Source organism: Actinopolyspora xinjiangensis (assembly GCF_900104475.1).
Taxonomy (GTDB): Bacteria; Actinomycetota; Actinomycetes; order Mycobacteriales; family Pseudonocardiaceae; genus Actinopolyspora; species Actinopolyspora xinjiangensis.
The window spans coordinates 183,331-196,029 of the sequence record NZ_FNJR01000006.1; the positions used below are offsets into that span (position 1 = coordinate 183,331).

The 12,699-nt window shown below is 67.3% G+C and carries 14 protein-coding genes, 2 tRNA genes and 1 pseudogene; 10 read left to right on the forward strand and 7 right to left on the reverse strand.

The annotated features are described in order from the left end of the window. Positions 1–32: 32 nt before the first annotated feature. Entirely contained in the window at positions 33–1,142 is a 1,110-nt protein-coding gene (locus BLQ75_RS11340; protein ID WP_092601410.1) for a serpin family protein, read from the forward strand. Between the two features lie 30 nt (positions 1,143–1,172). Here BLQ75_RS11340 and BLQ75_RS11345 read toward each other — a convergent pair whose 3' ends face one another. Beyond that, entirely contained in the window at positions 1,173–2,117 is a 945-nt protein-coding gene (locus BLQ75_RS11345; RefSeq protein WP_092601598.1) for a sigma factor-like helix-turn-helix DNA-binding protein, read from the reverse strand. Positions 2,118–2,308: 191 nt separating this feature from the next. Between BLQ75_RS11345 and dnaG the strand changes: the two genes are divergently transcribed. The 4 genes from dnaG to BLQ75_RS11365 all read left to right on the forward strand — a co-directional run bounded on the left by dnaG (position 2,309) and on the right by BLQ75_RS11365 (position 5,770). After that, on the forward strand, positions 2,309–4,210 hold the full coding sequence (gene dnaG / locus BLQ75_RS11350) for a DNA primase (RefSeq protein WP_092601412.1): 1,902 nt from the start codon (positions 2,309–2,311) through the stop codon (positions 4,208–4,210). Then, positions 4,207–4,755 (forward strand): hypothetical protein, encoded by a 549-nt coding sequence (locus BLQ75_RS11355; protein ID WP_092601414.1) that lies wholly within the window; start codon positions 4,207–4,209, stop codon positions 4,753–4,755. The genes dnaG and BLQ75_RS11355 overlap by 4 nt, the downstream gene beginning before the upstream one ends. A 75-nt stretch (positions 4,756–4,830) precedes the next feature. Continuing rightward, entirely contained in the window at positions 4,831–5,592 is a 762-nt protein-coding gene (locus BLQ75_RS11360) for a trans-aconitate 2-methyltransferase (RefSeq protein ID WP_092601416.1), read from the forward strand. A 106-nt stretch (positions 5,593–5,698) separates the two neighbouring features. Continuing rightward, positions 5,699–5,770, forward strand: a tRNA-Asn gene (locus BLQ75_RS11365). Between the two features lie 503 nt (positions 5,771–6,273). Here BLQ75_RS11365 and BLQ75_RS11375 read toward each other — a convergent pair. The 4 genes from BLQ75_RS11375 to BLQ75_RS11390 all read right to left on the reverse strand — a co-directional run bounded on the left by BLQ75_RS11375 (position 6,274) and on the right by BLQ75_RS11390 (position 7,546). Next, a complete protein-coding gene (locus tag BLQ75_RS11375; RefSeq protein ID WP_092601420.1) occupies positions 6,274–6,513 on the reverse strand; it encodes a type II toxin-antitoxin system RelE family toxin in 240 nt (79 codons plus the stop codon). Then, on the reverse strand, positions 6,513–6,914 hold the full coding sequence (locus BLQ75_RS11380) for a DUF6247 family protein (RefSeq protein WP_092601422.1): 402 nt from the start codon (positions 6,912–6,914) through the stop codon (positions 6,513–6,515). Before BLQ75_RS11380 ends, BLQ75_RS11375 begins: the two co-directional genes overlap by 1 nt. Positions 6,915–6,977: 63 nt before the next feature. Next, entirely contained in the window at positions 6,978–7,202 is a 225-nt protein-coding gene (locus BLQ75_RS11385; RefSeq protein WP_092601424.1) for a hypothetical protein, read from the reverse strand. A 5-nt stretch (positions 7,203–7,207) separates the two neighbouring features. After that, positions 7,208–7,546 (reverse strand): hypothetical protein, encoded by a 339-nt coding sequence (locus BLQ75_RS11390; protein WP_244515451.1) that lies wholly within the window; start codon positions 7,544–7,546, stop codon positions 7,208–7,210. 388 nt (positions 7,547–7,934) lie between these two features. Between BLQ75_RS11390 and BLQ75_RS11395 the strand changes: the two genes are divergently transcribed. The 3 genes from BLQ75_RS11395 to BLQ75_RS11405 are packed head-to-tail and all read left to right on the forward strand — an operon-like array spanning position 7,935 to position 9,398. Next, positions 7,935–8,432 carry a hypothetical protein gene (locus BLQ75_RS11395; protein WP_211481314.1) on the forward strand — a complete coding sequence of 166 codons (498 nt, stop codon included), beginning with the start codon at positions 7,935–7,937 and terminating at the stop codon, positions 8,430–8,432. A gap of 9 nt (positions 8,433–8,441) precedes the next feature. After that, a complete protein-coding gene (locus tag BLQ75_RS11400) occupies positions 8,442–9,017 on the forward strand; it encodes a class IV adenylate cyclase (RefSeq protein WP_092601428.1) in 576 nt (191 codons plus the stop codon). A 54-nt stretch (positions 9,018–9,071) separates the two neighbouring features. Continuing rightward, the gene (locus BLQ75_RS11405; RefSeq protein WP_092601430.1) at positions 9,072–9,398 is read left to right on the forward strand and encodes a hypothetical protein; all 327 of its coding nucleotides are present in this window, start codon (positions 9,072–9,074) and stop codon (positions 9,396–9,398) included. A gap of 302 nt (positions 9,399–9,700) precedes the next feature. Here the strand turns inward: BLQ75_RS11405 and BLQ75_RS11410 are convergent, their stop codons facing one another. Next, the gene (locus BLQ75_RS11410; RefSeq protein WP_211481315.1) at positions 9,701–10,027 is read right to left on the reverse strand and encodes a hypothetical protein; all 327 of its coding nucleotides are present in this window, start codon (positions 10,025–10,027) and stop codon (positions 9,701–9,703) included. Positions 10,028–10,950: 923 nt separating this feature from the next. Between BLQ75_RS11410 and BLQ75_RS11415 the strand changes: the two genes are divergently transcribed. Together BLQ75_RS11415 and BLQ75_RS11420 are read left to right on the forward strand one after the other, a co-directional pair. Beyond that, on the forward strand, positions 10,951–11,163 hold the full coding sequence (locus BLQ75_RS11415) for a hypothetical protein (protein WP_092601432.1): 213 nt from the start codon (positions 10,951–10,953) through the stop codon (positions 11,161–11,163). A 139-nt stretch (positions 11,164–11,302) separates the two neighbouring features. Further along, positions 11,303–11,380, forward strand: a tRNA-Ile gene (locus BLQ75_RS11420). Between the two features lie 473 nt (positions 11,381–11,853). On the opposite strand, the pseudogene BLQ75_RS11425 reads toward BLQ75_RS11420, so the two are convergent. Next, positions 11,854–12,699, reverse strand: a pseudogene (locus tag BLQ75_RS11425) (hypothetical protein); the annotation flags it as partial.

A 12,699-nucleotide genomic window follows, 5' to 3' on the forward strand; every position in this document is an offset into this window, starting at 1 on the left:
CCTCGCGAGACCGATCGGAGGACCGCGTCGCCGTGAACTCCCATGTCCGGTTCCTGTGGCGGTTGCACCGGCGGCTCGCCCCCGATGCCCGCGAGGACTTCTGCTGGTCCCCCCACTCGGTGGCGGCGACCCTCGGACTGCTGGCCGCCGTTTCGCGGGGACGCACCCGCGAGGAAGTGGCCGAAGCTCTCGGCTCGGACCCGGCCGGGGCCGAGTTCGTCGAACCGCTGAACGCGGCCGCGCACCTCGACGCCGAGTCCCGGGACCGGGTCCGCCTGGCGGTCGCCAACCGGCTGTGGGTCGACGAGCGACTGCCGCTCGCCCCAGCCGGCCCGCGAACCCTCGAAGGGCGGTTCGCCGCCGAGATCCGCGCCGCCGACTTCCACGACGACCCGGAACGGGCCAGGGAGCGGATCAACGCCGACGTCGCGGACGTGACGCGAGGGCTGGTCCCCGAGCTGGTCGAACCGGGAGCGGTGAACTCGGAGACCGTCGCCGCGCTGGTCAACGCGCTCTACCTGAAGGCCCCGTGGCACGAGGCGTTCGACCCGGACGACACGGTCTCCGGCTCGTTCCGCACCCGTCGAGGGACGTCGTCGGTGCTCTTCATGCGACTGACCACCCGGCTCGGCTACGCGGCTCGGCACGGTTGGCAGGTCGTCCGGATGGGCGTGGTGGGCGGAATCCAGGCGTTCGTGCTGCTGCCCGACGCCGAGCTGGCCACCGCCGAACCCGAGCTCGACCACGACCGGCTGCCGGAACTGCTCGACGCGGTCGAGGAACGGCCGGTCCGGCTCTCGCTGCCGCGCTTCGCGGTGTTCGGCTCCGGAGCGTTGGACGAACCCCTCGCCGCCCTGGGAGTGCGACGGGCCTTCACCCCGGCCGCCGACTTCACCCCTTTGACGCCGCGGCCGCTGCGAGTGTCCACCGCGCTGCACGAAGCAGTGCTGCGGATCGACGAGCAGGGGCTCGAAGGAGCCGCAGCCACCGCGGCGATGATGCGGCTGACCTCACTGTTCGACGATCCCGTGCGGGTGAGTGTGGACCGGCCGTTCCTGTTCCTGGTCCGGCACCGGGACAGCGGCGTGGTGCACTTCCTGGCCAGGATCACCGATCCCGACCGCACGGCGACCGACGGTTGAGGGGTTCCGCGCTTCGCCGGGGCGAGCCCGTCAGACACCTCCGTGCGGGTAGGAGACCCTGGTCAGTTTGTCCGGGTTGACGATGTCGTGGATCTCGGCGACGCAGCCGTCGCGCACCGCGAACCCGACCACCCGGGCCGACACCGCTCCTTGGGAAGTACCGTCGCCCCGAACTCCGGGGAGGAGCAGTCCCGGGTCCCCGTTGACCAGTACCGAGCGCGGATTCAGCAGCGTGGCTGACGGGTACTTGCGCATCATGCTGAGCAGGAAACGGGTGACCTTGTCCCGGCCGTACACCGGTCGCAGCGCCGTGCGCGCCTTGCCGTCGCTGTCGCCGTGCACGCTCACGTGCGGGTGAAGCAACCGCGCCAGCCGCCACTGGTCACCCGCCGCCAGCGCGGTGAGCAGCGCCTCGATGAGTTCGTGCTGCTCGGCGGCGGGCACCCGTTGCGGTGGCCGCGCCTCGTTCATGGCACGCCGCGCCCGCGAGGCGTACTGGCCGGCGGCGGTGACCGTGCAGCCGAGCAGTCCCGCGATCCTGTCGAACGGGATCTCGAAGTTCTCGTGCATCACCAGCGCGATCCGCTGCTCCGGGGTGAGCTGTTGCAGCACCCGCAACGCCGCCATGCGCACGTCCTCGGCGCGCCCGATCGTCTCCAGCGGATCGGGGGTCCGGGTGTTCGCCTGCCGCGTCACGATCGGCTCGGGCAACCACGGCCCCACGTAGTGCTCGCGTCGCGCCGCGCCTGCCAACGCCCGTTCGATCGAGAGTTTTCCGGGTGGGCCGCACAGCCACTCGTCCGGGGCATCCCCGGACGGGTCCGCGTGGCTCCGGGGCGCGACCGATCGCGGTTGGGTCCGCCGCACCACCTCCTCGGAGTCGGTGATGCTGCCGGTGAGCCGGTAGACGAGTCCGAGCAGCCGCGCACGCGGGCTGTCGAACTCCGACGTAAGAGCTTCCTCAGCCGATCGCACACCGCGATTGTGCCCGAACAATCCGCCGTTGCCCTGCTGAGAATCCTTTTCGGAAATGTTCCGTGCCGGTTGAGGCCCGGGCTCGCGGCCCCGCCCGGCGGGTCGGCGCCCGCCACGCCGAGCGAACCGCTCCGCGATGAGTTCCGAAGCCGTTCCGCGAGTCCGGCCGAGGCGACCTCTAGACTGGATCCGTGGCGGGACGAATCCGGGAAAGCGATATCGCCGAAGTACGCGAGGGCAACCGGATCGACGATGTCGTCGGTGAGTACGTCGCGTTGCGCCGTTCCGGCGGTGACGCGTTCAAGGGGCTCTGCCCGTTCCACGACGAGAAGACCCCCTCCTTCAACGTGCGAGCCAACCACGGCACCTTCCACTGCTTCGGGTGTGGTGAGGGTGGTGACGTCATCGCCTTCCTGATGAAGACCGAGCACCTCGGCTTCGTCGAGGCGGTGGAACGTCTGGCCGACCGCGCCGGCGTGCGGCTGCGCTACGAGGACGGCAACCCGACGAGCCGTCGGGAACCCGGCACCCGCGCCCGGCTGGTGGAGGCCAACCGGCTCGCCGCGGCGTTCTACGCCGAGCGGTTGCGCTCGGAGGAGGCGCGGCAGGCGCGTGATTTCCTCACCGAGCGTGGTTTCGGGGAGGAGGCTGCCACCAGGTTCGGCTGTGGGTTCGCCCCCAGCGGCTGGGACAAGCTGACCAAGTACCTGCTGAACCAGGGGTTCGAACCCGAGGAGCTCTACAAGGCGGGGCTGTCCCGGGAGGGCAGGCACGGCCCCATGGATCGGTTCCACCGCAGGCTGCTCTGGCCGTTGAAGGACCTCGGTGGTGACGTGGTGGGGTTCGGAGCACGTCGGATCTTCGACGACGATCCGATCGAGGCCAAATACATCAACACCCCGGCCACGGCGATCTTCAACAAGTCACAGGTGCTGTTCGGCATCGATCTGGCGAAACGCGAGATAGCCAAGCGCCACCAGGCGGTGGTGGTGGAGGGCTACACCGACGTGATGGCCATGCACCTCGCCGGGGTTCCCACGGCGGTGGCCTCCTGCGGTACGGCGTTCGGTGACGAGCACATCGCGGTGCTGCGTCGACTGATGATGGACGACGACACCTTCCGAGGTGAGGTCATCTACACTTTCGACGGCGACGAGGCGGGGCAGAGCGCGGCGTTGAAGGCCTTCGACGGCGAGCAGCGCTTCGCGGCACAGACCTACGTCGCCATCACTCCGGGGGGCGACGATCCCTGCGAACTGCGGCAGCGCCGGGGGGACGAGGCCGTGCGCGACCTGGTGGCCCGGCGGCGGCCGCTCTTCGAGTTCGCCATTCGCAGCCTGCTCGACGGCTACGACCTGGACTCGGTGGACGGCCGGGTCGCCGCCCTCAAGCGCACGGTGCCGCTGGTGGCGCGGATCAAGGACCCCGCGAGCAGGGACGGCTACGCCGTACAGTTGTCCGGCTGGACCGGTTGGAACGACGAGAACCAGGTGGTGCGACGGGTACGGGAGTACTCCGGTGAGTCCGCCAACGGGAACCGCCGCGCCGCCAGGCAGCGGCGTGCCGACCGTGAGCCCGCCTCCGGTGAGGAGCGGCTGCCGCAACGGCCGCCGCGCCACGACCAGTTGCGCTGGTCCCAGCGGGAGTCGCTGAAGGCGGCGTTGCAGATGCCAGCCCTGGCGGGGCCGGTCTACGACTCGCTGCCGGAGGAGGCCTTCACCGAATCGGAGTATGCCAAGCTCCACACCGCCCTGCTCAAGGCCGGCGGAACCCAGTCCGGCCTAGCCGGCTCGACCCTGGTGGAGGCGGTGCGGGAGCAGTGCCCGGACGAACCTTCCACCAGACTGCTCTCCCAACTCGCGGTGGAGACGCCGGACACCAAGTCCGAGCAGGATCACCGCTACGTCGGTGGTGTCCTCGCGCGGCTGCGCGAGCGGATGGTGGCGCGGCAGATCGACGAGATCAAGTCGCGGGTACAGCGGTTGTCCCCGCTGGACGATGCCGAGGAGTACCACGCCCTGTTCGGGGATCTGGTGGCGCTGGAGCAGTACCACAGATCGTTGCAACAGCAGGCCGCGGACGGTGTCGTATGACTTCGCTGCTCAGGAGAGTGCGCGCGTTGTTGACCGGGGAGCGCGAGCTGCCCGACGACTTCGGCGGCGTGCTCGGGGACGAGGAACGCGTGCTGGCCACGGCCACGGGGGCCGAAGGGCCGTTGGTGGCCACCAACCTGGGGTTGTGGGTGCCGGACGAGTCGGGCGCGCGACGTGTCGGCTGGCACCTGCTGAGCAAGGTGCGGTGGCAGGACGGGCTCCTCGGGCTCGTCGAGGCCGAGGAGTGGTGGTGGGTCGAGGGGGCGGTGCTGCTCCGGGACCGGCCGCGCCGGGATTACCGGTTGGACGCGGCGGGCAAACTGCCCGATGTGGTGCACAGTCGGGTGACCCGCTCCATCCGCTCCACCCAGCACCGCGAGCTGCCCTCCGTGGGAGGGGCGCGTTTCGTGCGCCGTAGGATACCGGGGCGCGACGGCACGGTGCTGCAGGTCAGGGCGGACGCCGGTACCGACGAGGCGGCTCTGGCCGAGTACACCCGGGAGGTGGCCCGGCGGTTGGAGCGTGCGACCGAGACGGGCGAGTGAGCCCACGATTCGGTGTTTCACGCGAGTGGCTCCGAAAGATACAGTACGTACGTACTGTTTTCGTTCGGGGGCGCGATGTGGGATCCGGAGATCTACCTGGCCTTCGCCGAGCAGCGCGAGCGCCCGATGCGCGACCTGCTCGCCAGGATGAACCCGGCGAGGGCGAGGCGGGTGGTCGATCTGGGGTGCGGTGCGGGGAACCTCACACCGTTGTTGCGTGGGAGGTGGCCGGACGCCGAGGTGGAGGCGCTGGACTCCTCGCCGGAGATGGTCCGTGCCGCCGTGGCGGCCGGTGTGCCCGCCGAGGTCGCCGACGTGCGGGACTGGTCACCGGGGGCGGACACCGACGTGGTCGCCTGCAACGCGGTGCTGCAGTGGGTTCCCGGCCATCTCGAACTGCTCCGGGGGTGGTTGCTCGCGCTGCCGTCCGGGGCGTGCTTCGGGGCGCAGTTGCCGGGCAACTTCGAGGCCCCGGCGCACCGCGCCCTCCACGAACTCGTCGCGGAACCGCGCTGGCGGGCCGAGCTCGGTGATGTGCCGCGTGATCCCGACCGGGTCGCCTCACCGGGGGAGTACGCGGCGGCCCTCGCCGATCTCGAAGTGGAGCTCGACGTCTGGGAGACCACCTACCTGCACCGGCTGCGGGGCGAGGACCCGGTGCTGGCCTGGTTGGCAGGGACCGCGCTGCGTCCCGTGCGGGAGCTGCTCGACGAGGCCGGTTGGCGGCGTTTCCTCGGCGAGCTGGCCCCCAGGCTGCGGAGCGCGTATCCGCCCCGCGCCGACGGGTCAACCTGGTTCCCCTTCCGGCGGATCTTCCTCGTCGCCCATCGGCATTGAGCTCGTGAACAGGTGTTTTCCCACAAGGGAGGGGGGTGTTCGAGGATCTCGCGGCGTGCGCTAGAGTAGAAGCTGTCAGCGCGGGGCGCTGCGGAAAACGAAACATTCCTCCGTAGCTCAATGGCAGAGCATTCGGCTGTTAACCGAAAGGTTGCTGGTTCGAGTCCAGCCGGGGGAGCTTCAGCCCAGGTCACAGACCTGGGCTTTTTTCGTGGTTGTATCGGCCCCCGCGAAGTCCCCCTGAACGTTTCCGGCGTCGTCGGCGAACATGGCCCTCGGCGACGCCGCTGTGGGGTGTATCACGCGGGAGCGTCCGAAGTGCACGTTCCGGGGTTCGGTGTCCGCGCGTGCCCGGTGGGTCCGCCGCTTCCCGGGCGGGCGGTTCCGGTTCCTCCGGCTGGTCGTGGCCGCCCTGCGGAAGAAAGGTGATATGAACCACTCGAAGGCGCCGCTGCCGAGCGCGCGCTGAGGGGCTGCCCGCATCGGTGAGATCGTTTTCCCGGCTGAGCAGCGTGCGCGGGGTGGAGTTGGCGGGGCGAACGAGGTCCGGTGTCGCGCGTCGGAGATGGCACCGGGTCGGTCGGGGAGGGGAGCTACCCCGGCTGCTCGGACGGGGAGAACCGGGGTGGTCCACGACAGCTCGCGGATGAGCGGTTGGGTTGGGATTCGCTGGACTCGGGTTCAGAACAGGCGCAAGATGGTGATGCGCAGTGTCTCGTTGTGGAGCGCGAACACGATCATGATGGTGCCGTTGTCGGCGGTGGTGGTCCACCGGTCCGTGCTCTTGTCGTAGCTGCTGCCGTCCCGAGGGTTTTCCGCGATCTGGTCCATGCGTTTGTCGACGGCTTTTTGCTGTTTGGGTGGCAGCTTGTAGTAGGCGTCTTCGGCGACGTCGACCCAGCGGATGAAGTAGCGAGCCATCAGTCCTCGTCCTCCGGGGTCGTGCTCGCCTCGATCCTTTCCCGCTTGCCTGCGGGGCTCTGCCGCCACAGGTCGCCATTCTCGTCGGTGCGCCAGAGGTTGCCGTGTTCGTCCTCGCGCCACGAGCGCCTGTGCTCGTCGATGTGGATCAGCCCGGAGAAGTCTCCTCGGTCGGCGCGGGCTTTGATCTCATCCTCCTGTTCGGTGGGTGGGTATTCGGCCAGGATGGCCGCGCCCCACCAGTCGTCGAGCACCGTGTCGATGTGGCCGGTGTCGTAGTCCTCGGCGACCTTTTTCAACGCCTCCTGGAAGTCACGGTCGAACTCGGCGCGACGCTGCGGGTCGGCGCGGTCCAGGGCTTCGCGGATGCAGCGCGCTTCACGCGGGAACGGGGGAGCCAAGCTTTTCTCCTCTCGTGGATCGGTCGGTAGTCGGTGTTTCGTCTGGAACGGGAACGGTTGGGGTCAGGGTGTCTGCTCGTCCAGCAGGATGTCTGTGCATTCCTGGCAGATGGGGGCCTGGAACCAGTCAAGTTCGCTCGGTTGGGCCATCGCGCACTGGATGTTGCACACCGAGATCTCGGCGGTGCGGCCGTCCCACCGATTTCCCCGGAAGGCGTGACGGGTCCAGCGGTAGCCGGTTCTGTCCGGGACGGGAAGCCAGTAGTGGTAGGTCTGCGTCGCTGTCATGGGGATCACTCCGTGTGGTGCCACCGAGAGGTGGGGCCGGGCAGGTTCAGGTAGGCGGCGAAGCAGTCCGGGCAGAACCGCTGGGTGTGCCGCATCCGCGCAGCGGCATCAGCGGGGACCTCGATGGGGCCGTGTCCGCCGAGCGTGTCGACCGACCCGCCGGTTTCGGGGGGAGTGGCCAGCGTGGCGTGCTGTGCCCCGCCGTCCTCCGGGGTGACCCAGTAGACCGTGTGCCTGTCCTCGGGCGGGTCCACATCGAGCATGTCGTGCTCCACCGTGTCCAGCACCGACCGGGCCAGTCCCCGGCCGATGGGTGCCGTTCCCGCGTTCATCATTTCCAGCATCGACACGGTGAGCGCGCGACCCAATTCCAGCTCGGGGTTCTCATGATGAGAAGATCGTTCTCGTGTGGAACTCACTCGATGTTCCCGAATCGGTGTGGAAGCGCTATGACTTGCGGAAAGCATGTCGTGACCGTGACGTTGGGGAACTTTTCCGGGTGTTGCAACGCTCGGCCGGGGTTACGCAGTCGCAGCTTTCCGGAGTCACGAACATCCTTCAAGGACGTGTCAGTGAGATCGTCAACGGCTCACGTAAAATCACGGCCTTTGAGGTCTACGAACGCATCGCCGACGGGTTGAACATGCCCACGAGGTGCGAGTTCTGCTCGGATTGGCACCGACACGCCCTCTGGGAGTGGACCACTTGGGGGCAGCTGACCAAGCTGAGCTGTTGGCGACATACCCGTCCCAGTCCAGCGCCGCACCGGAGATTCATCGGGCAGCCGCCAACGCGAGCACGATCGAGATCGTGGCGGTGCGCGGGCTAGGCATCCTCGCGATGAACGACTCCCTGCTCTGGTCGGTCGCCAGCCGTAATCGTCCCAGGGTGAGCGCTCTGCTGCTGGACCCCAACGGCGAGGCAGCGCGGCGTCGAGCCAGCGAGGTCGGCGAAAGCTGGAGAGTGTTCAAATCGGGAGTGGAGCTCAGCGTCTCCCGTCTCGAAGAGCTGAGCGCGTACACCGATGTGCACGTGTATTTCTACGATATGCTGCCGACCTGGCGAGTACTGAGTCTCGATGATGTCCAGTTCGTGTCCGTTTTCGGGGAAAACCACGAGGGACACACCTCACGGATGTACAAGATTGCGGAAAGTTCGCACGGTGCGTTACATCGGGGTTTTCGCAGGTTCACCCGCGAACTGCGCAACCAGGCCGTCCGGATCATGTAGGGAGTCGCCGTGGCTGTGGAGGCCGAACTGAAGGCACGCGTTCGTCACCCCGAGGCGGTGCGCGAGCGCCTGGTCTCGCGTGCCGTTGAACACGTGCAGGTCTACCGGGACCGCTACTTCGACCGGCCGAGCGGGGAGCTGACCGATCAGGGCCACGAGGTGCGGTTGCGAACAGTGGAGAGCGAGCACTCCTCGACAACCGTGCTGACCTTCAAGGAACCCGCCGTGCACGCCAGTGGCTCCAAACCTGAGCACGAGACCACCGTCGCCGACGGGCAGGCCGTGGCGGCGTTGTTGACCGGTCTCGGACTGACCGAACGCATCGCCTTCAGCAAGCACTGCCGCAACTACCGCTTCACCGAGAACGGCTACGACCTGCTCGCCACCCTGGTCCACGTCCCCGAACTGGAAGGCACCTTCCTCGAAGTCGAAACCCGGGTCGATCGCACCGAGGAGGTCCCGGCCGGACTGGCGGCGGTCCGCACGGTCCTGACCCCGCTGGGCATCACCGAGGACGACCTGACCACCGAGCAGTACACCACGGCGGTGGCCGCACACCGGGCTCAGACCACTCACACCGCATGACTCCGATCACACCCCTGACCCGACGTGGTCGGGGGTTTGATGTACGTAAGAGCCATGACGATACGCCCCTTCCTCACCGAGTCGGACTTCGGAAAATGGGACGTGCTGCCCGGCGACCCCGCCGAGGAAGAGATCGACTACTCGAATCCCGATGTGGTCGACGCGTTGCGGCGGCGGGAGCGTCTCAAGGAGAACTGGCGCGCCGATCTGGATTACCCCAAGGGAGTCTGGCGCGACGAGATCATCGAAGCACACCCCTGGTGGGCCGAGGCGTGGCGCAACTGGTTCCTGCGCCGCTCCTGCGAGGGAATTTCGTTCATCAACGGGTGCATCCGAGGGTGGTCCAGCGAGAGCAAGAGCGGGGAGCGGTCCTCGTTCTGAGCGGAGTTGCCCGGGCTGTGCTCCCGGTCGTCCATCGCCTTGCGGCACCGTTCGCACAAGCTTGAATCACATTCTGCTCGGGCGCCGCACATCGAACAGTTACCTGCCCTGACGATCACCATCCGAGATGGAGTGTGATCTTCGATCCAAGATTTCGAGATCGCTGGACGAGCGATCTCCGCCCGTAAGTGCGGGCCGAGCGTTCACAGCGACATTTCCTCCCGACTGGGACGCCGGGTGGCCGTAACCCGGCCACTTCGCGGTGGCGCGCGGTGCGGTCGTAGTGCGGGGCTGTTCGTTGGTCAGCGTTGAACAGGGGTCTGGTAAGGATCCTTGGTCTGTTGCGGGCCACCACCACCGCTGCTGGTGCTGGTGACCAGCGCGGAGAGGATGACGAGTCCGACCACTGTGATGGTCGCCCCGACTATCTGGGCGACCCGAGCCAGTCCCGGATCCCGACGTCTCACCAGGAACCCCGCGCCGAGCAGGACGAGTCCGAGCAGCAGGGGGGCGTATCCGAAGGGGATCGACACCCAGAACACCAGCCCGACGAGGACCGTGAAAGATATGTACCGAAACGCGACGACCTTGTCGCTCCGATGAGGTGTGTCAGGCTTCGTGCTCGTCATCGGTTCCTCGTCCCCTCGGCTCGATGCGGGTCGGCCCGATGTCTCCCAGTATGCCTCGCGACTCACCAGTAGAGCCGATTCTTCCTGCTGTCGCTGCGGGAAAACACGTTCGGTCTTCCCGTCGGTCGATATCGGTGAAGTGATTCGGTTTCGCGCGAGTCGAATCGGTCGGCGGTGTGCGGGAGAAATTACCTCATTTGGTGGTGTGCGGGAACAGTGTTAGCTGGTAGCACGCACGTCGTGCCCTGCCGCGAGCTCTGGCACGGTCACTCGTAGGGATTCTCGGAGGAAACGAGAACGGACGGTTCCCCGCTCGTGGGGCGCATCGTGGTTGGTGAGTTCGGGACGAGGCCGGTCCGCCCCGACGATCCCCGCTGGGGCGGTCCGTGCCTCCGGCCTGATCGGCGTTTCCGGTGCGGCCGATCGAAAGACCGCTGGCTCGGGAGCTGTTCGGGGCGGGAGGTCCCCGCGAAGGTCGAGCCCGGCCGGTTGGGCGTCGTCCGGCTCTTCGGGGCGCTCGACGTCCTCGATAGGTCCGATCATGCCGGGTATGATGACGGTGGACACCGGTGATCGAGGCTTGAGGCCCGCCCGGTCGGTTCGCCGCGCGGTGTGCGAGGTGACGGGGCCCGTGTCGAGCCGAAACCGACATTTTCACTCGATGGGGTGTATTGATGTCGGAACGGTCAGACTCCGGTAACGATCCATGCTCCGTTGGCGATCAGCGGGATGCACGGGAAATGCTGCGATCAGTGTTCTCGCAGCGCAGAGCTTTGCCGTGCGATCATGGCCGATTTTCGGCCGGGGGTAGGCTGGAAGCCGCGATCGATTTCGTTGCCGCTGTTACACAACGCGGTTCCGCCGCTCTTCGTCCCCGGAGTGGCGGAATATGACAGGGGATCGCAGAGGACGGGGGAGATATCATGTCCGCACCTGGTATCGGTAAGGACCCTGGGCAGCTGTCAGTGCCGGACTTCTCGGCGGTGACCCGGCTGCCCAAACCGTTGAAGGCGATGGTTTACCTGGTAATGCTGGCGGTGCTGACCGTCGCGGGAGTCGGTGCGCTGCTGGCGAGCATCGTCGTGGTCGGTCAGCTGACCGGATCGTTCGACGTCGCGGCCTTCATGGGTCGCTGAGTCGAGTCAGTTCTTCGGAATCGCGGGCTCGGTGCGCCGGGGTGGTGCGCCGAGCCTTTTCGCGTCGGACGGTACCGCGCGGCCGCCCCGGCGGTCATACTGGACGAAGCGAGCGGTATGATCGGCCAAGCCAGTCACAGGGGCGGTAGCTCAGCAGGTCAGAGCAGCGAACTCATAATTCGTCTTGTCGTGGGTTCAAGTCCCACCCGTCCCACCAACACCCCAGCGCAACAGGCATGTGGGAAGACCGAACCGAGATCGTCCCCACACCTTTGCCACACTTCACCGCCCGAACCACCTAACCTTGTTCAACGCTTCGGCAGCTTCACGGCTCGTGACCTTGCGGACCCTGTACCCGTCCGGGGTCGTAGACACCTTCGAGTGCCCGAGTTGATCGGTGTGCTGCCGAACACTCAACGCACCGTCTTCCGGAAGTGTCGCCTCCGACTCGGAACCTCCGGAAGGTCACCCACGGGTATCAGGGATGACTCCTGCCGGGGAGAGGGGCGAGACGTCCATCGTCGGTGCGCCGGTTCGACGTGGCACCGCGGCCGGGTGGGCACGTGTTCCCGCGAAGTCCGGGCCCGCCGCGGACGTCCTCGCCGGGCCTCTTCCTAGGGGCACAGGCCACCGCGCCAGTGACGTAGACCCGCACCTGGCTGGGCTCATTCGGTGGTCGAATTTTGGTGTTCAGGTGTTTTTGCGGATGAGGCCGGTGTATCCGGCGACGAACAGGGTGGCGAAGGCCCAGCCGAGGATGGTGAGCAGGTAGTTGCCGAGGTAGAGGGCTTGTCCCCAGGTGTTGGTGGTGGCGATCTCGCAGCGTTGGCCGCTGCCGGTTTTCAGCAGGGGCACGGCGGTGTCGATGCCGAGTCCGATGGTTTCGGCGATCGAGCACGGCCCGGTGTTGGGATGGGCCCGTACGGCCAGGTCGAACAGGTTGGCCAGCAGTACCAGTCCGACGGTGGTGGTGCAGAGTCCGGCGAGGTAGCCCAGGGCGCGGAAGGGGCGGTGTCCGTAGCCGATGAAGGCGCCGCTGAGTCGGTGCAGCAGTCTGCGGAGCCATCCTTCGAGTTCGCCTCGGCGGCGCAGGTCGCGTTGCTGGGCGATGAGGATCTCGCGGGCTTCCCGGTCGTGTCCGGCCGCGCGGTAGACACCGGCCAACTGTTGGTACGGCTGTGCCGCATATTTCACGGTGTGTTCCCGCAACAGCCGTAGCCAGTGGTGATAGGTTCCCGCTCTCGGAATGAAGGGGTAGCGGAGCCCGTCCACGGCTACTCGCCACTGTTGTTCGGACTCGGCCAGTGACTCTTCGAGCGGCAGGACCACATCGCCGGAGACCTGGGCACTCTGCAAGTCCAACACCAACCGGTTCTGCCCGGTGTTGCTGACACTGGCCGGATCCACGAACAGATCCCCCGAGACCTCGGCCCCATCTAGTCGCAGGGTGCCGTCGTTGCTGTCGCTGGTGGCGGTGAATTCGTCGTCGAGGAACACGCTGTCGCCGACAGCAATGCTCTCGGCCTGCAGAGCGGG

Bases quoted from the DNA above. Each gene is read 5' to 3' on its own strand.
- BLQ75_RS11375 (WP_092601420.1), bottom strand. From the start codon at position 6,513: ATGGCTCGCTACTTCATCCGCTGGGTCGACGTCGCCGAAGACGCCTAC.
- BLQ75_RS11360 (WP_092601416.1), top strand. From the start codon at position 4,831: ATGTGGGATCCGGAGATCTACCTGGCCTTCGCCGAGCAGCGCGAGCGC.
- BLQ75_RS11410 (WP_211481315.1), bottom strand. From the start codon at position 10,027: ATGACGAGCACGAAGCCTGACACACCTCATCGGAGCGACAAGGTCGTC.
- BLQ75_RS11390 (WP_244515451.1), bottom strand. From the start codon at position 7,546: ATGCTGGAAATGATGAACGCGGGAACGGCACCCATCGGCCGGGGACTG.
- BLQ75_RS11355 (WP_092601414.1), top strand. From the start codon at position 4,207: ATGACTTCGCTGCTCAGGAGAGTGCGCGCGTTGTTGACCGGGGAGCGC.
- BLQ75_RS11405 (WP_092601430.1), top strand. From the start codon at position 9,072: ATGACGATACGCCCCTTCCTCACCGAGTCGGACTTCGGAAAATGGGAC.
- BLQ75_RS11385 (WP_092601424.1), bottom strand. From the start codon at position 7,202: ATGACAGCGACGCAGACCTACCACTACTGGCTTCCCGTCCCGGACAGA.
- BLQ75_RS11415 (WP_092601432.1), top strand. From the start codon at position 10,951: ATGTCCGCACCTGGTATCGGTAAGGACCCTGGGCAGCTGTCAGTGCCG.